This is a genomic window from Gudongella ferriphila, from assembly GCF_046224405.1.
GTDB lineage: Bacteria > Bacillota > Clostridia > Tissierellales > Tissierellaceae > Gudongella.
On sequence record NZ_JBJXRK010000024.1, the window covers coordinates 1 to 21,184 of the forward strand.

The 21,184-nt window shown below is 42.0% G+C and carries 21 protein-coding genes and 1 other RNA gene; 9 read left to right on the forward strand and 13 right to left on the reverse strand.

Annotation, left to right across the window (positions count from 1 at the left end):
* Positions 1–34: 34 nt before the first annotated feature.
* A complete protein-coding gene (locus ACKVDP_RS10800) occupies positions 35–508 on the reverse strand; it encodes a hypothetical protein (protein ID WP_409228868.1) in 474 nt (157 codons plus the stop codon).
* Positions 509–529: 21 nt separating this feature from the next.
* A complete protein-coding gene (locus ACKVDP_RS10805; protein WP_409228869.1) occupies positions 530–982 on the reverse strand; it encodes a YtxH domain-containing protein in 453 nt (150 codons plus the stop codon).
* Positions 983–1,196: 214 nt separating this feature from the next.
* Between ACKVDP_RS10805 and ACKVDP_RS10810 the strand changes: the two genes are divergently transcribed.
* The 3 genes from ACKVDP_RS10810 to ACKVDP_RS10820 all read left to right on the forward strand — a co-directional run bounded on the left by ACKVDP_RS10810 (position 1,197) and on the right by ACKVDP_RS10820 (position 5,849).
* The gene (locus ACKVDP_RS10810; protein WP_409228870.1) at positions 1,197–2,972 is read left to right on the forward strand and encodes an ABC transporter ATP-binding protein; all 1,776 of its coding nucleotides are present in this window, start codon (positions 1,197–1,199) and stop codon (positions 2,970–2,972) included.
* On the forward strand, positions 2,956–4,953 hold the full coding sequence (locus ACKVDP_RS10815) for an ABC transporter ATP-binding protein (RefSeq protein WP_409228871.1): 1,998 nt from the start codon (positions 2,956–2,958) through the stop codon (positions 4,951–4,953). The genes ACKVDP_RS10810 and ACKVDP_RS10815 overlap by 17 nt, the downstream gene beginning before the upstream one ends.
* 95 nt (positions 4,954–5,048) lie before the next feature.
* Positions 5,049–5,849 (forward strand): histidinol-phosphatase HisJ family protein, encoded by an 801-nt coding sequence (locus ACKVDP_RS10820; protein WP_409228872.1) that lies wholly within the window; start codon positions 5,049–5,051, stop codon positions 5,847–5,849.
* Positions 5,850–5,924: 75 nt separating this feature from the next.
* Here ACKVDP_RS10820 and ssrS read toward each other — a convergent pair.
* Together ssrS and ACKVDP_RS10830 are read right to left on the reverse strand one after the other, a co-directional pair.
* Positions 5,925–6,103: non-coding RNA, 6S RNA (gene ssrS / locus ACKVDP_RS10825), on the reverse strand.
* A gap of 49 nt (positions 6,104–6,152) precedes the next feature.
* On the reverse strand, positions 6,153–7,052 hold the full coding sequence (locus ACKVDP_RS10830; RefSeq protein WP_409228873.1) for an RluA family pseudouridine synthase: 900 nt from the start codon (positions 7,050–7,052) through the stop codon (positions 6,153–6,155).
* A 134-nt stretch (positions 7,053–7,186) separates the two neighbouring features.
* Between ACKVDP_RS10830 and ACKVDP_RS10835 the strand changes: the two genes are divergently transcribed.
* On the forward strand, positions 7,187–7,993 hold the full coding sequence (locus tag ACKVDP_RS10835) for an NAD(+)/NADH kinase (RefSeq protein WP_409228874.1): 807 nt from the start codon (positions 7,187–7,189) through the stop codon (positions 7,991–7,993).
* 26 nt (positions 7,994–8,019) lie between these two features.
* Here ACKVDP_RS10835 and ACKVDP_RS10840 read toward each other — a convergent pair whose 3' ends face one another.
* From ACKVDP_RS10840 to ACKVDP_RS10850, 3 genes are read right to left on the reverse strand one after another with little or no spacing between them, the layout of a single operon-like run.
* Positions 8,020–9,420 carry a peptidoglycan D,D-transpeptidase FtsI family protein gene (locus ACKVDP_RS10840; protein WP_409228875.1) on the reverse strand — a complete coding sequence of 467 codons (1,401 nt, stop codon included), beginning with the start codon at positions 9,418–9,420 and terminating at the stop codon, positions 8,020–8,022.
* Positions 9,413–10,648, reverse strand: coding sequence for an FtsW/RodA/SpoVE family cell cycle protein (locus ACKVDP_RS10845; protein ID WP_409228876.1), 1,236 nt, complete (start codon positions 10,646–10,648; stop codon positions 9,413–9,415). The genes ACKVDP_RS10840 and ACKVDP_RS10845 overlap by 8 nt, the downstream gene beginning before the upstream one ends.
* 12 nt (positions 10,649–10,660) lie before the next feature.
* Positions 10,661–11,092 carry an FHA domain-containing protein gene (locus tag ACKVDP_RS10850; protein WP_409228877.1) on the reverse strand — a complete coding sequence of 144 codons (432 nt, stop codon included), beginning with the start codon at positions 11,090–11,092 and terminating at the stop codon, positions 10,661–10,663.
* Positions 11,093–11,236: 144 nt separating this feature from the next.
* Here ACKVDP_RS10850 and ACKVDP_RS10855 point away from each other — a divergent pair, with 144 nt between their 5' ends.
* The 4 genes from ACKVDP_RS10855 to ACKVDP_RS10870 are packed head-to-tail and all read left to right on the forward strand — an operon-like array spanning position 11,237 to position 13,081.
* Positions 11,237–11,626, forward strand: coding sequence for a PspC domain-containing protein (locus ACKVDP_RS10855; protein WP_409228878.1), 390 nt, complete (start codon positions 11,237–11,239; stop codon positions 11,624–11,626).
* Between the two features lie 19 nt (positions 11,627–11,645).
* Positions 11,646–12,269 carry a regulatory protein RecX gene (locus ACKVDP_RS10860; RefSeq protein WP_409228879.1) on the forward strand — a complete coding sequence of 208 codons (624 nt, stop codon included), beginning with the start codon at positions 11,646–11,648 and terminating at the stop codon, positions 12,267–12,269.
* Positions 12,262–12,531 carry a GIY-YIG nuclease family protein gene (locus tag ACKVDP_RS10865; protein WP_409228880.1) on the forward strand — a complete coding sequence of 90 codons (270 nt, stop codon included), beginning with the start codon at positions 12,262–12,264 and terminating at the stop codon, positions 12,529–12,531. Before ACKVDP_RS10860 ends, ACKVDP_RS10865 begins: the two co-directional genes overlap by 8 nt.
* Positions 12,515–13,081, forward strand: coding sequence for a glycerol-3-phosphate responsive antiterminator (locus tag ACKVDP_RS10870; protein ID WP_409228882.1), 567 nt, complete (start codon positions 12,515–12,517; stop codon positions 13,079–13,081). Before ACKVDP_RS10865 ends, ACKVDP_RS10870 begins: the two co-directional genes overlap by 17 nt.
* Before the next feature lie 31 nt (positions 13,082–13,112).
* Here the strand turns inward: ACKVDP_RS10870 and ACKVDP_RS10875 are convergent, their stop codons facing one another.
* From ACKVDP_RS10875 to ACKVDP_RS10900, 6 genes are all read right to left on the reverse strand, one after another.
* Positions 13,113–13,511, reverse strand: coding sequence for a cytochrome C biosynthesis protein (locus ACKVDP_RS10875; RefSeq protein ID WP_409228883.1), 399 nt, complete (start codon positions 13,509–13,511; stop codon positions 13,113–13,115).
* A 36-nt stretch (positions 13,512–13,547) separates the two neighbouring features.
* On the reverse strand, positions 13,548–15,050 hold the full coding sequence (locus ACKVDP_RS10880) for a hypothetical protein (RefSeq protein WP_409228885.1): 1,503 nt from the start codon (positions 15,048–15,050) through the stop codon (positions 13,548–13,550).
* Entirely contained in the window at positions 15,047–16,441 is a 1,395-nt protein-coding gene (locus tag ACKVDP_RS10885) for a sensor histidine kinase (RefSeq protein ID WP_409228886.1), read from the reverse strand. The genes ACKVDP_RS10880 and ACKVDP_RS10885 overlap by 4 nt, the downstream gene beginning before the upstream one ends.
* A 9-nt stretch (positions 16,442–16,450) precedes the next feature.
* A complete protein-coding gene (locus ACKVDP_RS10890; protein WP_409228887.1) occupies positions 16,451–17,143 on the reverse strand; it encodes a response regulator transcription factor in 693 nt (230 codons plus the stop codon).
* A 15-nt stretch (positions 17,144–17,158) separates the two neighbouring features.
* Entirely contained in the window at positions 17,159–18,079 is a 921-nt protein-coding gene (locus ACKVDP_RS10895; RefSeq protein ID WP_409228888.1) for a polysaccharide deacetylase family protein, read from the reverse strand.
* Positions 18,080–18,178: 99 nt separating this feature from the next.
* Positions 18,179–19,903, reverse strand: a complete 1,725-nt coding sequence (locus ACKVDP_RS10900) for an ABC transporter ATP-binding protein (protein WP_409228889.1) — start codon at positions 19,901–19,903, stop codon at positions 18,179–18,181.
* A gap of 133 nt (positions 19,904–20,036) precedes the next feature.
* Here ACKVDP_RS10900 and ACKVDP_RS10905 point away from each other — a divergent pair, with 133 nt between their 5' ends.
* Positions 20,037–21,182: an MFS transporter gene (locus ACKVDP_RS10905; RefSeq protein ID WP_409228890.1), complete on the forward strand. Its 1,146-nt coding sequence runs from the start codon at positions 20,037–20,039 to the stop codon at positions 21,180–21,182.
* Positions 21,183–21,184: the final 2 nt, after the last annotated feature.

Genomic DNA, 21,184 nt, shown 5'->3' on the forward strand with positions numbered 1-21,184 from the left:
TATTCGTAATAAAATAGAGCCCCTCAGGGCTCTACTAGTACTTTTTAATACTGTCTCGTACGATTTCTATTATCTCTTTAATAATCTCAATGTACGATGTAACTGATTTTGCGTTAAACTGGAATGCCAATGCCGTCTCTGCAAGTGTCTCTGATAGAACGTCTACAGTATCCCCAACCTTGTGACCAGTATTGTCAATTATATTTGCCATGTCATCTATCTTGGTTGTTATTCCATTTACATTTCTAACTACACCAGTCAAATCCGGTGACATATCAGAAATCATCTTATTGGCTTCATTGGTGATTTTATTTACGTTCTCGGTAATTTCAGGCAACTGCTTTATTGTGGCATCAATTTCATTTACATTAGCTTCCAGTACGGCTTCAGCCTGACCAAGTACCTTGTTGACATTCCTTAAAATAAGGAGTAAGTATCCAAGAACCCCTATGCCCAATAGAAATAAAACCAGCTTTAGCAAATCTGCCAGCGTCAAGGTTACATCCATCAAAATCCCCCCTTAGATTTGCTATTTCTTAATTTCTTTCTCAACATCTTCCTTGGTGTCTTTGGCTACATCCTTAACCTCTTCAGCTCCTTTTTTTATCTCTTCAACAACATCCTCCGCCTTGTCAGAAGCTTCTTCAATAGCCTCTTCTGCTTCTTCCTTGTCCTTCTTAGCCTTCTCCTTCAACTCAACCCAACCTTTTTCAACATCTGTTTTTACCTTTTCTAGCTGCTCCTTGGTTGTGTCCAGCTGCTCTTCAACCTTAACCTTCACATTATCTGCTACTTCCTTGCTCTTGGTTGTAATCTCTTCTCTTGTTTCCTTACCGGACTTCGGTGCAAATAAAAGTCCTGCCGCTGCACCTAATGCAGTACCTATAGCTGTACCAACAGCTACATTCTTGGCAGTTTCTTTCTTTTTGGCCTTCTCCATTTGTTTTCTCTTTTCCTCAATGATCTTATTCAATTTCATCATTATATCTCCCCTTTGTAATTTTTCTATACACACACTTTACCCCCAAAATATAAGTAATAATCAAAGTTTGACAAATTAATTACCAAAGCTCACTGTTTGGTGTGGGTTTTCACCCTTGTTTTAAAAAAATCGCCATATTTGGAAATAGGAGGAAAATTCACTCAAAAATTGATATAATGTTACTTGACACTCAAGTACCGTAAGGAGGATCACAATGAAATCATTTTTGACAATAAAGGAGTATTTTCTTGAGCATAAGAAATATTACATCATAGGTGTAATATGGCTGATAGTGATAGATGGAGTTCAGCTTATGGTTCCCCAGATTCTCAGAAGGCTAACGGATGACCTTCAATTTGGAAACCTGGATCGGAGCAGATTGTTTTTTTATGCCTTTCTGATAGTTGCTACGGGTCTGTTTATCGGAGTAGGTAGATACTTCTGGAGAATCTACCTGATAGGGACATCCCGAGAAATTGAGTACAAACTAAGAAACAAGCTGTTCTCTCATTTGCTCACTCTGTCGCCCAATTACTTCAATACCCACAAGACCGGTGATCTCATGGCACATGCCACCAATGACATAAATGCAGTAAGAATGGCTCTTGGACCTGGTACAATAATGATTGTGGATTCAGGATTCCTGCTTATGTTCTCACTTTTTATGATGGTCAGAACCACCAATCTAAGGCTAACGGCTGCTGCTGTATTTACACTTCCCATCATAATGCTTTTGGTCACCAGATTTGGGAAGATTATATACAAGAAGTTCAAGGTTGTACAGGAAGCCTTTTCAGACCTTTCAGACATCACCCAGGAAAGCTTTTCCGGCATCAGGGTAATCAAGTCATTCGTCCAGGAAAGACTTGTATCTGACAACTTTGAAAGGGTCAACCAAAACAATTTCACTAAAAACATGGATCTTGTGAAGGTGCATGGTGGCTTTCACCCCCTCCTTCAACTGATAAGCTCCATAAGCTATCTGGTAATTATCTTCTACGGTGGCCGACAGGTAATCAACGGTTCAATATCCCTAGGGGATTTTGTCGCCTTCAACTCATATCTGGGGATTATCATATGGCCCACCAGAGCACTGGGTATGGTCATCAATGTTCTACAGCGTGGTGCGGCATCATTAGATAGACTTAATGTGATCTTCAATGAAAAATCTGAGATTGTCCAGAAGGATTCTCCTATAGCAATATCCCCCCTTAAGGGTGATATTGAATTCAAGGAGGTATCCTTTGCCTATCCAAACTCAAACCATGATGCACTGACACAGGTCAGCTTTAAGGTTCCGGCTGGAAGAACACTTGCAATTACAGGAAGGACCGGAAGCGGCAAAAGTACTATCGCCAATCTGATATTGAGATTGTTCGATACCTCCAGCGGTGAAATACTTGTGGATGGACATGAGATTAGGGAGGTTTCACTTGATGACTTAAGGAAGGATGTTGGTTTTATACCTCAGGATAATTTCCTTTTTTCACAAACAATACAGGAAAATATCGCTTTGGCATTTGACCAGATACCGGATGAGTCAGAAATCGTTGAAGCCAGTAGAATAGCCCAGCTTTATGATAACATAATGGAGTTTCCAGAGAAATTCAAAACAATCATAGGTGAACGTGGGGTCACATTATCCGGAGGTCAAAAGCAAAGACTCAGCATTGCAAGAGCAATTGTAAAAAAACCCTCGGTTTTGATTCTTGATGATAGCCTCTCTGCGGTTGACACCCAGACAGAGGAAAAGATATTGAAGGGAATCAGAAGCTTCTCAAGGGATATCACCACAATCCTTATCAGTCATAGGATTTCAACCGTAAAGGGTGCTGATGAGATCATTTTCCTTGATGAAGGTTCAATCGTTGAAAAAGGTACTCACCAGGAGCTTCTTGACAGAAGGGGCGAGTACTACAACTTGTATCAGAGACAGCTTTTGGAGGAACAGGTCAGAAGTGAGGAGGATGAAAATGGACAAACTTCATGAAGAAGAAGTGCTAGGGAAAGCCTATGACTGGAAGTTGATGAAAAGACTCTTGAGGTATGCACGTCCCTACTGGGTTCTTTTAACCGTTTCAATTCTCCTGCTTATAGTCATAACAGGCTTGGAGCTACTGAATCCCTACCTTGTCAAGATAGCCATCGATGACCACATAAGTGGATACAAAAGACATTTGGTCGAAGTTCCGATGGAATATGCCCCTCCTCATGGTGGAGTGGCGATGGATGGTAATGTATATGTATTGAAGGAAGAATACGACAACCAGGACAACTATCCTGTCAAGACCCTTGTTCAAAGAACCGATGGTTACTATCTGGTGGATGTGGATGAGACCGGCTCTTCTGGCTGGCTCCTTTCCAATGAGGATTATCTTGCCTTCAGGACCAGGGACATTGATGGACTGGACAGGATCGCCATCCTGTTTGCTGCTGTAATTCTATTGACTTTCATTCTAAGCTACCTCCAGATATATATCCTCAACTATACAAGCCAGAAAATCATATTCAATATCAGAGGTGACCTGTTCAACCACCTGCAGAACCTTGCAGTAAGATATTTTGACAACAACCCAATCGGAAGGCTGGTCACAAGGGTCACCAATGATACCGAGACCTTGAATGAGATGTATACAAATGTATTGGTCAACCTATTCAAGGACTTCTTTATGCTGAGTGGAATCATGATTGTAATGCTGAGACTGGACATACAGCTTGCCCTGGTATCCTTTGCCTTGATACCGGTCATACTTCTTATATCCATAGTATTCAGGAAGTACATCAGAGAGGTCTACAGACTCAGCAGGGTACAGCTGGCAAAGATCAACTCCAGCCTGAATGAAAACATATCCGGTATGAGAACAATCCAGATATTCAAGAAGGAAAACAAGTTTTTCCAAAACTTCAATAGTATCAATACGGAGTATCTCAACATTCAAAAGAAGGAAATCACCTATTTTGCAATATTCAGACCATCCATAGAAGTAATCAGATCCCTTGGAATCGCTCTTCTGGTCTATTATGGTGGTGGGAACGTAATCTCTGGAAGCATTCAATTCGGAGTTCTCTTTGTATTTATAAATTACCTTCAAAAATTCTACGATCCAATACTGGACCTTACCGAAAAGTACAATATTCTACAGTCGGCTATGGCATCCAGTGAAAGGATATTCAAGATCCTTGATACGGATATGCGAATCGAAAATCCTGAGAACCCTGATAAAATTGAACATTTTAAAGGTGAAATCGAATTCAGGAATGTTTGGTTTGCATATAATGATGAGGACTGGGTCCTTAAAAACATAAGCTTCAAGATAAACAGAGGTGAATCCGTTGCAATAGTAGGTGCAACAGGTGCTGGAAAAACATCGATCATCAACCTGTTGACAAGATTCTACGATATTCAGAAGGGAGAAATTCTTCTGGATGGTGTGAATATCAAAAATCTGGACAAAAACACCCTCAGGCAAAAAATTGGTGTTGTTCTACAGGATGTGTTTATTTTTACCGGCAATATCAGAGATAACATTAGATTGAACAAGGACATCAGCGATGATAGGGTAATTGAAATAGCAAAGTATGTAAATGCACACAAATTCATATCCAGATTGCCCCAGGGCTACAATGAACCGGTTATGGAAAGGGGTTCCACCCTCTCTTCAGGCGAGAGACAGCTTCTTGCTTTTGCAAGAACCCTTGTCTATGACCCCCAAATTCTTGTGCTGGACGAGGCTACCTCAAGCATTGACACAGAAACGGAACTGTTGATACAGGACGCCCTTCACAAGCTTGTTGAGGGAAGGACCTCCATTGCCATTGCACACAGATTGTCCACCATTCAACACTCAGACAAGATTATAGTCCTTAAGCAGGGTGAGATCAAGGAAATGGGCTCCCATCAGGAACTGCTGAGAAACAAGGGACTGTACTATAACCTGTATCAGCTTCAGTACAAGGAGAGCTTTCAGTGATCTGTTGATGGCTTTTCTTTTTTATCTCTTGCATAAGGCCCTTATAAAGGATATCATTGAACCAAGAACAACGAAAAAGACAGGAGTTGTAATTAATGTACGATTTTCATATTCACAGTAATTTTTCCCTGGATTCCAAGGCAACCATGGAATCCATAGTCAAATCAGCCCTTGAAAAGAACATTAAGACCATTTGCATCACTGATCATGTTGATTTTGAAGCGACTGAGGATAAAATAGACCTTCTTTTCAGACCCCTTGACTACTTCAGAGACATCAACAAGGTCAAATACAAGTACCGTAACAAGATCGAGATACTGGCAGGGGTTGAAATAGGAATGCAGCCCGGGCTTGAAGCCAGGTATGACACATTTGTCCAGGAGAATGAATTTGATTTTGTAATAATGTCACTTCATACAATAAATCGCAAGGATATATTCCACGATTACAGCAGTACCGAACTGTCTTCATCTGAGATAATATCCAGATATTACGATGAATTGCTCTATTGTGTAAAGTCCTATGAAAACTATGATGTGGTGGGACATATAGACTTTATTGACAGGTACATAGATGATGAGGATGTTATAAGGCGATATGACCTCTATATGGACAAGATTGAAAGCATCCTAAAGACCATAATCGACAAGGGAAAGGGCATTGAGATAAACACAGGCGGAATGAGATACAGGCTAAATGTGGCCAACCCAAAGCCATCGATCCTAAAACTGTACAAGGATCTGGGCGGGGATATCATTACCTTCGGATCTGATGCCCATATTGCAGAACATGTGGGTTATGAGTACAGGTCAAGTGAAAGGATTCTCAAGGAAATGGGCTTTAGGTACATTTATCTATTTAGAAACAGAAAAAAATTCCCCATCCAGATACAGTGACAGAACTATTGCTTTTTATAACACCTAAAAATAGGCATAAATAAAAACCCTCCTAGAAGGGTTTTTATTTTCAGATTAATTCCCGCAATGCCGTCCTCTCGTCTAATTCAGACCCGCGTAAGTGCAGGTGGGTGTCTTGCCAAAAACTTCTAACGTCCCCTCATTGAGGGCTTGTTATCCACTTTCAGACTTCTGACTCCCGTATTTAATATGTCGGTTGAATTATATGAGAATAACGCACATCGCAGAAACATTCCTTGAGTATATTATACTACTTATTCCACTTCACTTCAATGCATTCCATCAATTTTTTGATGATTTTAGTAAATTTATAAGATTTTTCATATCCTCTGGAATTTCTGCCCTCAAGGTTACTCTCCTATGGGTCCTTGGTAAAAGGAAGGACAGCTCATGGGCATGAAGTGCCTGCCTTCCTATTTGCGCCTCTTCCTGTGAATACAGATGGTCCCCCATTATTGGATAGCCCAGATGAGACAGGTGAACCCTGATCTGGTGGGTCCTTCCCGTTAGAAGCTCCAGCTCCACCAGGGTGCCCCCTCCCATCCTTTCCAGCACCTTGTATCTTGTTATTGCCTCCATGCCATCATTCCTTACAGTCTGTCTGATACCGTCGTCATGCTTTCCAAGGGGCAGATTTATTTCACCGCTATCCTTCTCCATGGTTCCGTGGACAATCGCAAGATAGATCTTCTCTACCTTCCCCTGGTCCATCTGGGATGCAAGCTGTTGATGTCCAAAGGAGTTCTTTGGGAATATGATGATTCCGGAGGTATCCCTATCCAGCCGGTTAAGGATCCTGATCTTTCTTTTGAGGCCACTTTCCAGAAAATAGCTTGCAACTCCGTTGGATAGGGTCCCATCAGGATGATTTGGTGTTGGATGAACCAGGGTGAAAGGCTCCTTGTTCAAAACCAACAGGTCCAGATCCTCATACAGGATTTCAAGCTTCATTTTCTGTGGCTTCATATCACTCTTCTCATCAGCCAGTTCAATACATACAGCTGCATCCCTGGGAACAGTCTCACTGCCTTTACATACGGAACCTTCAATGCTGATAGCATTGCTTGACAATGCTCTTTTAATCATTCTCCCTGAGAGTCCCTTCTCCTTAAGGAAGTCTCCAAGACCCTTTGACATATCCTTATTTACAAACATCAGTGTATTTACGTCCTCTTTAGGCATTAATGTTGTCCTCCCCATCTTTCAATACTCATTGTGATGTGTTAAAATCATTATATCAGGAATCGCGTAAAATTTTAGTTATTTTTAGATAAGACCAGTGAATTAAGATATTTAAAATGCAAAGGGTGTGTAATATGAGCGATGAAAGAATAATCAACATTATTTCAAATAAAAACTATGAATCCAGAAGAACCAAGAAAAACTTGATATACAAGCTTAGAAAAAACGGTTTTGAACCCTCAGAAACCTATAATGACAAGGCCGAACTGAACATTTGCATAGGTGGAGATGGAGCATTCCTAAGGGCTATCCACAGAAATGCCTTCCCCGAAATTCCCTTTATAGGTATAAACACAGGCCATCTCGGATTCTTCCAGGAACTGCTGCCCAATGAAATTGATTCCTTCATTCGCAGGTACAAGGCCCAGGATTACCAGGTTGAAAAGATCTATATGGTTGATGCAACTGTATGCACAAAGAGTAAATGCTTTTATCTTACAGGCATCAATGAAATCGTGATCAAGGGAGTACGTTCCAAGGTTGTGCACCTGGAAGTTTTCATAAATGATAACCATTTACAGAGATTCAGTGGCGATGGCTTGATAGTCTCCACTCCATCCGGAAGCACCGCCTACAATTTCTCAGCTGGTGGAAGTATTGTTTATCCAAGCCTTGAATCACTACAGATAACACCTCTGGCACCAATCAACTCAAGTGCATACAGAAGTCTTCCAAACAGTGCCATAATCCCAGGGGAGGCCATAATCCAGATCAAGCCGGAACTGCGGTACGAAAACTCCATTCTGGTCCTTAACGATGGTATGGAATTCAAGTATGACAATATAGTTTCAATTGACCTTACAATGTCCAGCAAGAAAATCTACAAGCTCAATTTCAGTAAAGACATGTACTGGAACAACCTTAAAAGTAAATTCCTATAGAAAATGCTCCCCGGGGGGAGCATTTATCAATTTGTTATACTGTTTAGAGCGAAGCTTATGATCTCTCTAGCTATTGGAGCGGCAGACCTGCCCCCTGAGGAACCCTCCTCCTCAAGCAAAACAACCACTGCTACCTTTGGATCATCCAAGGGTGCAAAGCCCACAAACCATGCATGGTTCTTCCCGGAGGAATTCTCAGCTGTTCCGGTCTTCCCTGCCACCTGGACACCACTGATGCCCGCATTGGTTCCCGTTCCCGATCTCACGACCTCTCTCATCATGTTTTTTAGAGCCTGTGCCTCGCCATTTTCCATCACCTTCCTGGATTCGCTCCTGTGTGAGTCTATTCTCATGCCTCCTGGGGAAACGACGGATTCAACTAAATAGGGCATAGGCATATACCCATCATTTGCCACTGCGGAAACGATCATGAGCATATTCAAGGGAGTGACAAGAATCCTTCCCTGACCTATTCCAGAAGCACCAAGGTCCGTTAGGCCTATGGAGTCCTTGGGGAAGGTTGAAGTGCTTGTTTCCAGGTCAAAGGTGATTTTCTGATTGAATGATAAATTCTCTGCAATTTCCCTGAGTTTGTCATGACCCATTGCAACAGCCTGATCAGCAAAATAGGTGTTGCAGGAAACGGCAAAGGCCTGCTCAAGGTTCAAAGGCCCATGCCCGCTCTCATCAAAGTCCCTTATTGTATAGCCGTCTATTACCGTGCTTCCGCTGCACTCATATATGGCTTCAGGCAGACCATTCTGGATTACCCCTACAGCCGTAAGAATCTTAAATACTGAACCAGGAGTATAAAGGCCCTGTGTCCCTCTGTTCAGCAAAGGGCTGTCAGGATTTTCTGATACTGTATTCCAGTTTTCGCTTAAATTCCCTATGTTGAAATCAGGTACGCTGACCATGGACAGTATCTCCCCAGTTTTTGGGTTTATGGCAATTGCCGAGCCCTTTTTACCGCTCATAAGCTCCCTTGTCTTTTTTTGGAGGTCATGGTCAATTGTCAGGTTCAGATTATTTCCAACACCAGAAGGGTTTATAAGGTTGATCAGCTCATTTATTGCAGTATTTTCATTTGCATTTACCAGGTATGAATTATATTTTCTTTCCAGGCCTGATTTCCCATAATCCTTCAGACTGTAGCCAATGACATGGCTGTAAAGATTGTCATATCTATAGATTCTATGCGCCTCTCCATCTCTGGTTTCAGAGTACACCAGAACCTCACCGTCCCTATCAGCTATGCTTCCCCTTAAAATATTGTCCTCATTGATCCAAAGCCTCTTGTTGTAGGAGTTGTCCCTTACAGCCTGTGCCCTGAACATCTGGAAATAGCTTAAGTATCCTATTAGAAGCACAAAACCCAGACAGAGGGCCACTAGAATTGTAATGATTCTCTTTCTTTCACTATTCATTTCCAATACCTCCCCTTCCCCTTTTTTCAGAGGCACCCTGAAGTATTCCCAAGGCTATGAAGCTTGTCACAACGGAGGTTCCTCCATAGGATACAAAGGGCAGAGTCAAGCCTGTAAGCGGTATTACCTTCAAAACCCCACCGATTATGATAAAGGACTGTATTCCAAATATCATGCTTATTCCCAGGGCCACTATCCTAAAAAACTGATTCTCCTGGCTCAAGGCTATCTTAAAGCCTCTGTAAACCAGTAGCATAAACAGCATTATAATGCCGATACCTGTAAAAATACCCATCTCCTCACTTATTGCAGAAAAAATAAAGTCATTGTATGACAAGGGAATAAATGATGGGTTCCCTCTACCCAGACCCGTCCCAAAGAAGCCCCCTTCAGATATCGCAAAAAGAGACTGAGTTATTTGGTATCCCTTGTCGTTAATGTGAGGCCATGGGTTGAGCCATGTAGTCACCCTTACCCTTACGTGGTCAAAGATCAGATAGCCTGCTATACCACCTACGGTTGCCAGTCCAAGGTTAGCCCAGATAAGGCGTCTATCCTGGGAATAGATGTACTGAAGTCCTGTGAAAACACCGAAAAATATCAATGCCGTACCCAGATCCCTCTGCAGAAACAACAATCCGATAAAGGAATATACCACTATCATCAAATAGACTTCGCCATTTTTAATTTTTCTATATTTTTCATCCCCACCATAAAAGGCAGCAAGTAGGAATACAAGTACTATTTTCGTGATTTCAGCTGGTTGGACACTCACTCCGGAAATGGTTATCCAGTTGATCGCCCCGTGGGTTCTTGAGCCCATTATCAGTGTCAAGGCAAACAAAGCATAGCTGGCCAACAAATAGATTGGAGTCAGCCTTCCCCAGAAGCTGATGTACCTAACCGCAAAATACGCAGCAAAAAACATGGCAATACCAAATGTCAACCACATCAGCTGCTTTAGTCCCAGGTCGGGACTTATCCTGTAAATCATTATTATTCCAATGGAAACAAGCATACAAACAATCAAAAAGATGTAGTTGTCGCCCTTGGATATCCTACCCAGTAAATAATTTGAAAAGTAAATGAGCAGAACCAGTCCCACTGCAATTACATAGGTTTCAGTTTGAATGCCCTCCCAGCTGTAGAGAAAGATCAATGACAGGGATAGGATTTCAAATAGAAACAAAAGCTTTCTCGGAGCCTTGTTGATTAGCCCTTCGTTCATAGTATCACCTCTCTATGCTCCGTTTATAAAGATAAATTCCAACTCTCCAACCTTTATAATATCACCTTTTCCAATTCTAACAACATCATGGATCTTTTCTCCATTCAGGTAGGTTCCATTTGAACTGCCCAGGTCCTCAAGGAAGAACTCCTCCTCGTCCTTGATGATCCTGAAATGCCTCTTTGATATATAGGGATCCTTAATCTGAATGGTATTGTCCTTTTGCCTACCCAGCGTCAGTTCAGCTTCAACTGGATAGCTGTCGCTCAAGTTGTAAGGAAGGGAATCAATTCTGTTGAGAAGCTTCAAATAAGCTCCCGAATCCAGATTCCCATAATCTACATTTCTTATGTCCAGATATATCATTCTGATTATGGTGAAAATGAATAAATAAATAATAAATACAAACACATATTTTAGACCTATGGAAAGAAGATCAAACATAACATCACCTCTTGTTTATGTTACCACAAACAGGTTTGCAAGGGAATTAAAACCCATTTAAATTTGATTATTTTAAGCTTCCTATTTTATTCACCCCTTAAATCTGGTATTATCAAAATGAGAAATTAAATGGGAGGGAATAGAATGAAAAATCTTAGAAGATCAAGGTCCGACAAATACATTTTCGGAGTATGTGGAGGTCTTGGCGAATACCTTAACATTGACTCAACTATAATTAGACTGATCTGGTTTATACTGGCATTAACTTCCTTCGGTACCTTCGCACTGGCATACCTCATATGCGGTCTGGTGATACCTGAAGATGATGGCTACATTCATGAGGACAAAGGGGACGGTGTTGAACGTAAGGACAACAGCAGAACCGTAATAGGAATTGGTTTGGTGCTTTTGGGAGCTGTACTACTTGGAAATATAGTTTTCCCATGGTTTTCCCATACAATCCGCCAGATAATGAGACTATGGCCTGCACTTTTGATAATTTTGGGTTTATACGTTCTCATCAAGAAAGATTAGAACTCCAGAAGGGTTGAACATGATTATTACAAACATAACATCACAGAAGGATCCTGAAAGGGTAAACATTTTCATAGATAACCATTTTGCCTTTGGGCTGTTCCTATGGACAAAGGAAGAGCTTGGATTGAAAAAAGGCATGGAGATAGATGAAAGTCTACTTGAAAGGATCAAATCCAAGGATGAGCTTCAAAGTGCAAAAGCAAAGGCTTATGAATATCTAAGCTATAGACAGCGCACCCAAAAGGAGCTGGAGGACTATCTCCTCAAAAAGGAGTTCAAAAAAAACACGGTGGATAATGTAATTGAACTTCTGAGGGAAGCCGGGTATGTAGATGATCTGGACTTTGCCAGAGCCTATGTCAGGGACAAGACCACCTACAAGAATTTTGGTCCCTACAGGATCAGAAACGAGCTTTCACAAAAGGGAATATCCAAGGAGTCAGTGGATACAGCTCTCCACGAGGAATACCATGAGGAGGTTCAGGAGCTTGTGGACCTTGTGAAATCCAAATACTCTTCAATACTCCATGACAGGTCTGACAAAAGATTCAGGAGAATCGGAGGATTCTTACAGAGAAAAGGCCACTCATATGATACAATCAAGAAGGTGCTGGACATAATAGATGGAAAGGATGACTAGATTGTTTTTCGTATATATCCTTAGATGCAATGACAACAGCCTTTATACAGGCTATACTGACAGTTTGGAAAAACGCTTGAAAAAGCACAACGAAGGTAAGGCCTCCAAGTACACAAGGTCCAGGCTTCCTGTCAATATGGTCTATTCCGAAGAGCATCCTGACAAAAGCTCTGCAATGAAAAGAGAGATATCCATAAAATCACTTTCCCGCCAGGAAAAAATTAAATTGATTCAGGAGGCTTCAGATGAACCAGTTCTTTAACAGCTTAATTGAGTATCCAGTCATAGCTGAGGTAAATACACTTGACGAGTTCAACCTTGCTCTGGAGTCCAATTGTCAGAATATCTTCATGATGACAGGAAACATATTCAATCTAAGGCAGCTTTGCAAAAAGGCTCACAATAAGGGCAAGAACATATACATATATCTAGATGCCATCGAAGGCTATTCAAAGGATTCCTGGGGACTGGAGTTTATATCAAAGAACATCGAGATAGATGGAATAATAACATCCAAGCCCGTACTTATGGAACAGAGCAAGGAGATGGGCATTTTCACTTTAGGCAGATTTTCGGTCTACAACGAATACAAGCTAAACTACACCATCGAGAAGATCAAGGAAACCAGACCCCATTGTGCAATTGTGCTCCCTGCCGTTTTGCCTCACCTCATAGTCCATATAATCAAGGAAACAAGGATTCCCGTGATTTCAAGCGGATTTCTGGATACCAGGGAAGCTGTCATAAAATGCCTGGAATCAGGAGCAGCAGGTATATCAACCATACATTTTAAAGACCCAGACATATATTAACCCTGAATCTATGATAGATTCAGGGTTTTTTCTAGCTTTTAGCCGCTTCTTCAGTCTTTTCTGTTTTGTTGGTCTTTGAATTTCTTCTTTTCTTCTTGACGGGTTTTGAATATATCCCAATTATAAGGGCAAATAGCATTCCCACAAGACCTGCCACAGTTCCTATGATAAATAGCAACAGGTTCACAAGACTTTCATCTGCTGTAAGGGTATCCATCACGCTATATAGGTTGAACAGCCCAATTCCAAGAACTATGAGTCCAGGGAGGTATTTCATTATCCTTATCTTTCTGAAAATAAGATGTGTGAGCAGTGTTATTCCCATAACCCCTGCAGTAACATAAATTATCATCCTCGAGTCATCGTAATACCCACCCAGTTCAGCCAATATATCTTTAACCTTTGAAAACAGGCTAGTAAAAGTCTCCATAAAATCATTCCCTTCAATTATTTGTGTCCCTGGAGGCTATCTTTCAATCTGAACAGCTCCATGCTTTATCATTTCATTTTGCCATATGCCAGGGTATCTTCCAACTGCCCACTCCGACATAATTACTGCAGAATCATTGGGCAGCCTTATTCTGGCGACAGGAGTATTATTTATATCATACTCCTCCAAGGAATATATTACAATATGGGAAGTGGTTATTACAACCATAAATTCATTGTTTGGAGATGAAAACACATCCTCCACATCAGGTACTGTAAGCTTCACTGCATCCCATGGAATTGCAAGCTCATCATAGCTTACCATTTCCTTTGGCGGTATTGCCTTGATATTGAAGTCCCTGTAGAGCTCCCTGTCATTTTCCTTGTAATTGATCCTTCCCTTCAACGTCCAATATCCTTTGCTTCTGACAAGGCCAACATTCTCTTCGTTTATCATTATTTTCTCGTCAACTGCAGTAACGCTTCTGACTCCTTCAAGGAATAGATCCCTTCCTGTTTCACCTACCAGGTCTGAAAGCTTGATAGGTTTCTTTTCAGACAGATTGTCCACCGCATATATGTGGAGGGACCTTCTATCATCCCTTTCCAGCTCAATGTTCTCAACTGAAATATAGTCATTTCCAACAAAGAGGATATTTTTTAGTATTGAGGGAACTGGCCTCTCATCCAGCAATGTCCTCTCTCTTGAGTCAAAGACCATGGCCTCCATTATTCCTGAATTATCCTCTGGTGTAAAAAGTGGAGTGGCTTCAATTTCATCTGATATAATCCCTTTCTCAACAGTTCTTTCCTGGTCCACAAACCAAAATCCGTTTTTCCTGGGCAGTAAAATCCTGTCAAGCTCATACAGTCCCTCTAGACTCCTGTTCTGCATGTTTATCCAATAGGTTCTATATTCCCAGGTGGGTATCTGGTAGGCATCGTCAAAGCCCTGAGTCCGTACTCCAAGCAGAAGGCCTGTACTTAAACTCTCATCCGACGATTCACCAAGGTTTCTCTGCACACTCTTCTCAACGTTTATATACCTCTCCACCTCATCCAGGCTAACCTTCTCCAGCTGCCTTTCGAGTCTGTAGAAACGTTCATCCAAATATACAAGTAGCGTATCCTCATCAAGCTCTATGAACTCAGTAAAATACTGATCTTCGTTTATTATGGTAATTACCTTGATATAATCCTCCTCTATCCCCAGGGATGCGGGATTGAGCTTAAATTTTGAAATGAGATAGTCCCTTGTCCGAACCTTCTTGATCTTGAATGAAGGTGTTGATGTATAGTCCTGTCCAAGGACAACTCCCTCCTTGTGAAAGAGACCTATTTCTCCCACACGTGAAACTGTTTCCTGATTGTTCACTGAACCCAGGGTGTAAACAAGTTCAGCAACCTCCCATTTTCCCGTTATGGGTGATAGATTGTTGTCGGGTGCGACTATCCTCTCCTTGGTCTCACCTTCGATCACAGCACAGGATGTCATAAGGAATGACAATGCTATCATAGCTACCACTAATATTTTTCTCATGCCGACACCTCCCTTGGGAAGCCTACTGTTGCCACTGTACCTTCTCCTATCTGAGACTCGATCTTGAATGTTCCACCGTGCAGGGTGATGATCTCATCGCAGATGGAAAGACCAATTCCGCTGTGGGATTTGCTGTTTTGACCTTTGTAGAACTTGTCCTTCACATAGGGCAGCTCTTCCTCAGGAATCCCCGGACCATTGTCCCTTATTTGAATTACGAGATATTCCTCTTCCTCATATGCAGCCAGACTTACTTCTCCCTCACCTGTAAACTTGAAGGCATTGTCCAACAGGTTTATCAGTACCTGTCTTATCCTGTTCTCATCTCCCAATATGGGAGCAATATCATCATCGATGTTAACTGTAAAATCGATACTATTGTTTATAGCCCTGGGCATCATCTGATAGACAACTGTCTTAAGGGTTTCCTTGATGTCCACCATCTCTTTAACCAGGGAGATCCTTCCAGATGTAAACCTTGAAAAATCAAGTAGTTCCTCAACCATGCCTGTCAGCCTGTCGCTTTCACCCTCTATGATATTGAGTCCATCCATTAGCAGGTCGTTGTCCAGTTCTTCGGAATCCTTTAAGGTGATCGCCCAGCCTTTTATGGATGTGAGTGGAGTTCTAAGCTCGTGGGAGATTGAAGATATGAAGTCGTTCTTCATGTTTTCCTTCCTGGTGATCTCCTCTGCCATATAGTTTAGGGTGTGGGAAAGCCTTCCGATTTCGTCATTCACCTTGACCTGGCTTCTGACCTTGAACTGACCATCCGCCATTTTTTCCGCAACATCGGTTACCTCCTTCAGTGGCTTTATAATGGAATTTGCCAGGAACAGGCTCAAAACCCCTGATATGGCAACAACCAGAAGTCCAATGAGAATCAGGATCTGGGAAATCTGTCTAATAATTATGTTCGTCTCCTCCATGCTGGAAATGAATCTTATGATACCTATGCTTTCTCCGGCACTCTCTATGGGCATTGCAACTGCCATAACCGGCTCCTGGTCATATTCCACATTGCCAGTCCACACTCCTCTTCCCTCATTGATGGCCTGCTGTATGTCAGGTGTGTCTATTCTGTCGGTAAAGTTGATCCCAAGGGAATCCATCAGAATGTTTCCTTCAAGGTCCAGAATCTGAACCTGAGCTGCAGTATGCTGCCAAAATATGTCGGTATCCTCAATCAGGATACCTTCAAGATTTCCAGATGAGAAGTAACGGGCATAAAAAGTAGTAGAAAACTCAATCTGACTTGTCAGAATGTCTTCTACGTTTCTATAATAATGATTTCTTATTCCTGTTATCAGTAAAATTTCCAGGAATATAACAGTCACAAGTATTATCAGCATGAAGTTCTTGATAAGCCTGGATTTAATACTTCTTCTCATTACATGCTCCTAACTTTTGGCTCTCCATCTGTACCCAAGACCCCATACGGTCTCAATATAGTATGGTTGACTTGAGTCCTCTTCTATTTTCGACCTTAATCTTCTAATGTTCACATCCACTATTTTTGAATCACCAACAAAATCCACACCCCAAACGTGGTTGAGAATTTCATCCCTTTTAAAGGCCCTCCCTGGATTCTCCATAAATAGCTTTGCTATGGAAAATTCTGTAGGGGTCAGCTCTATCTCCTTTCCAGCCCTATAGAACAGTCTAGAATACACATCGATCTTAAAAGGTGGAAACTCAAGCATGGATGTATCTGGACTTCCCTCGGATTCCAATCTTCGTTCAAGGGACTTTATCCTTAAAACAAGCTCTGTGGGATTAAAAGGCTTAGTCATGTAATCATCGGTTCCATACTCCAAGCCCATTATCTTGTCGATATCCTGACTTTTGGCTGTAAGCATGATTATTCCCAGATGGGGGTAGCTGGATCTTAAGGATCTGCATACCTCAAAACCGTCAATTCCAGGTAGCATTACATCAAGCACAACAATATCAATTGCTTCACTTTTTGCAATTTCCAGACCCTCTTCTCCAGTTGGAGCTTCCAGAACAGTATAGCCTGATCTGTCAAGATTGATCTTAATAAACTTCCTAATTGATTCTTCATCTTCAACTACAAGGACCTTTCTAGTCATAATATCCCCCTTTAACTAATGGTTGTACTCTTCCAGTGTTCTGAAGCTGTAGCCCTCAAGGAACAGATGCTCAATTATTGAAGGCAAGGCCTCTAGAGTTGTGTGCTTTTCATCTGTATCATGCATAAGAATTATTACCTGATCCTGCTTCCTATAGGTTTCCTTGAACCTATTGTACAGATAGTCTCTTGTTGGTTTGTCCAGTTCAGAATCACCGTTGAGTGCATTCCAATCATAGACACTAAAGCCCGCCTCTTCAAGGGCCACTACAGTTGGCCTTTTATACTCTGCATGGGATCCACCTGGTAGCCTGACCAGGCTGGTCCTGTAGGAAGGATCCCCCACTGCCTTCTTGATTGCCTCTTCTGTCTGGTACACTTCCTCCAGAAAGCTATCTGTATCTCCATATATGATGTCATAGTTGTGGGAATAGGTATGGTTCCCTATTTCATGTCCCTTTTCATAGGCCAATCTCAATACATCCGGATTCTTGTCAACCATTTTCCCAAGTACGAAGAAGGTAGCCCTTATCTCATACCTGTCAAGAACCTGGAGTATCTGGGGTGTCATCTCCTTGGAGGGACCGTCATCAAAGGTAAGGTATGCAAGCTTGCCAGATGCGTAAGCCTGTTCCACCTGATTTTCCTGGTCCGGGAATTCCAACTTCCCTTTACCCTCAGCCTTTCGAGCTCTGTGCTCAAGAATCAGCTCATCCTGTGCTTCATAAGGATTCCCCGCTGTAGACTTATCCTCATAAATCTCAAGGACTTCCTTTCCAGTGTTATCCCCTTCAAGTAAATCCATCGAATTATCATCATACACTGCCTGATTCTCATTGTCCTCTGCCTGTGAGCGGTTTATTGCCCCTGGGATTACCAGAAAACCAACAAGTATTATCAAGGATATGAGGAATGCTATTCCAAACTTTGTTTTCATGGTCGATTTCTCCTAGAAAGTGTCTTTGTTTACATATTATTATACCCTCAAAGGACAGTAGTTACAATTCAATTAACAACCGGTTACAAATGCATTACACTATTGAAGGTCCCTGAACTGTGCCCTGTAAAGCTCGGCATAGATTCCTCCCCTGTCCAAGAGCTCCTGGTGACTCCCCTTTTCCTCAATTCCATTTCCCGTCATTACAAGGATTTCATCCGCATTCTTTATGGTGGACAGTCTATGGGCTATTACCAGGGTCGTTCTGTTTCTTGAAAGTCTTTCAAGGGAATTCTGAATCATCTGCTCCGTTTCGTTGTCCAATGCCGATGTGGCTTCATCCAATATCAATACAGGGGGATTCTTAAGAAATAGCCTGGCAATTGAAATTCTCTGCTTCTGTCCACCGGATAGCATCACTCCCTTTTCCCCAACATAGGTATCATACCCTCTTGGCAGGGATTTTATGAAATCGTGGATGCTGGCGTTCCTGGCAGCCTGGATGATATCCTCTTCTGTGGCCGAGGGATTTCCATATTGAATATTCTCCCTTATGGTACCGGTAAAAAGAAACACGTCCTGCTGAACCAATCCTATGTTTCTTCTAAGTGATTTTAGCTTAACATCCTTTATGTTTACGCCATCCAAAAGAATTTCACCTGATGATGTTTCATAAAATCTTGGGATTAGGTGACATAAGGTGGTCTTCCCGGCACCTGAAGGGCCCACCAGTGCAACGGTTCTGCCCTTCTCTATGGTCAGATCTATCCCTGATAAAACCTTCTCGTCGTCGTTACCATAGCTGAAGGTCACATCTCTGAATTCAATTCTGCCCTCCACAGACTCCAGCTCAACTGCGTCCTCCCTGTCAACGATTGATGGCTCTATACCCATGACCTCCTGGAATCTTGTAAAGCCCGTCATTCCATTCTGCAGCTGCTGCATGAAATCAGTCAGCTTTTTGATTGGCTGCATAAAGAAGTTTACATAAAGGGTGTATGCGAATAGATCTCCAAGGTCGATAATGTTACGGTATACAAAATATCCACCAAGGGAAATGACAATAAGATTCAAAGCACTGGATATTATTCCCACTCCAGAGACAAACTCAGCCATAACCTTGTAGGATTCACCTCTGGCGCTGGCAAACTTTGCATTCCTGTCATTGAACTTCATAATTTCGTATTCTTCATTGGTGAAGGATTTTGCCACTCTTGCACCGCTTATGCTGTTCTCGATCTGTGAGTTGACGCTGGCTATTTTCTTCCTGGCCTTCATAAAGGCCTCCTCCATCCTCTTCCTTTTCTTGATTGCAAACCAGATCATCAGGGGAATGAAGGCAAATATTATCAGGGTCAATCTCCATTCAATGAACATAAGGATGGAGAAGGAGCCCAACAGCATTATGGCAGAGATGAATACATCCTCCGGCCCGTGGTGTGCCAGCTCTGTAATGTCCATCAGGTCATTTATGATTCTCGACATTATATGTCCGGTTTTTGTGTTATCATAATAGCTAAATGGCAGGGTCTGAAGATGGGTGAAAATGTCCCTACGCATGTCGTGTTCAATCCTGACACCAAGCAAGTGTCCATAGTAGGCGACAATATACTGACTGATGTATCTGAGAACGAACAGAAATACCATGATGCCTGTCCATCTGATAAGCAGCTGCATATTTCCATCTGGAATTATTACATTGATCATATTTCGTGTGAACATTGGAAACACAAGATCGAATACAGATATGAGAAACGCAAAAAACATATCAGTAAAAAACAAGGTTTTATGTGGTTTGTAATAGGATATAAATTTCTTTAACATAGACAGCTCCTCTACTTCTTTTTAGTTAGATTTTATGATATGATAAATGGGATTAATACTTAGACACACGAATATTATAACACGATTCATAGTAATTTTGTGCTTTAATTAATATATTACTGAGGAGGCTTTTATGAACCTGGCGCTTATGTATACAACCACATTTATAATTCAGTTCATCATAGCCATGGAAATGAATTTCATCGGTCCCTTGGCCCCCTATCTTTCGGAATACTTTGGAATCCGGGACAGCCAGGTAATCCTTTTCAACCTGGGCTACTCGGCCGTTGGAATACTGGTACCCCTGTTCGGCGTGTGGGCGGACAGATATGGCAACAAGCGACTGATTTCCTATTCTCTGCTGCTATTCTTCACAGGCAGCATAATAAGTGGATTTGCTCCCTCTGCCCTTGTATTTGCACTTGGCAGGATCCTTATAGGACTTGGTTACTTCTCCCTTAGTGGAAGCCTAATGTCCTATGTTTCAGAGTTCATCGACTACAGACACAGGGGCAAGGCAAGTGGAATACTTAGAACAGCCTTTGGAATCGCACTTCTTGGAAGCCCTCTTTACACTGCATTCATGACAGGCCACTTTGGAAACCTGATAAGCATCTACCTTCCTGTCAGCATACTTGCAGCAATTGCCTTCATAATGCTTCGCAGACTGCCTGAAACTGAAATCCTGGAGGATAGCCAGCTGAACATCCGTGAATTCATAGCAATCCTGAGGCATCCCAGAACAGTAAAGGTGCTGGTCTCACTTTTCCTTGTGATAACAGCACCTGTAAACATGTTCAACTTCCTTGGTATTTATCTATCATCTGAGTTTTCCCTAACCCAGGGTCAGATAGGGATCAGCTACTCCCTCATTGCAGCGGGAACTGTACTAGGAATACTTGCGGCTACCCTATTTTCGGATAGGATAGGCAAGCTTACCTTCACAAGAATCGCCTTTACAATAATGGTTTTCGGCCTGCTTCCGATCCCATATGTAAAAAGCGTGCTGCTTATAGTGATTCTAGCCTTCACCTTTGCCTTTGGCCTGGACGGAGGATGGACATCATACCAGGCATTTTCATCTGAAATACAGCCTGGCAAAAGAGGGACCTTCCTAGGTCTCTTCTACACCATAAATGCAGCGACAGTAACCCTTTTTTCACTGATTGGTCCAGTACTCTACGACCTGGGCGGGCTGAAGCTGACAACTGGTGTTGGGGTTGGATCATCCCTGATCGCTCTGATCATACTGTTCAGGCTAAGTCGAATTCCTGCCTAAGG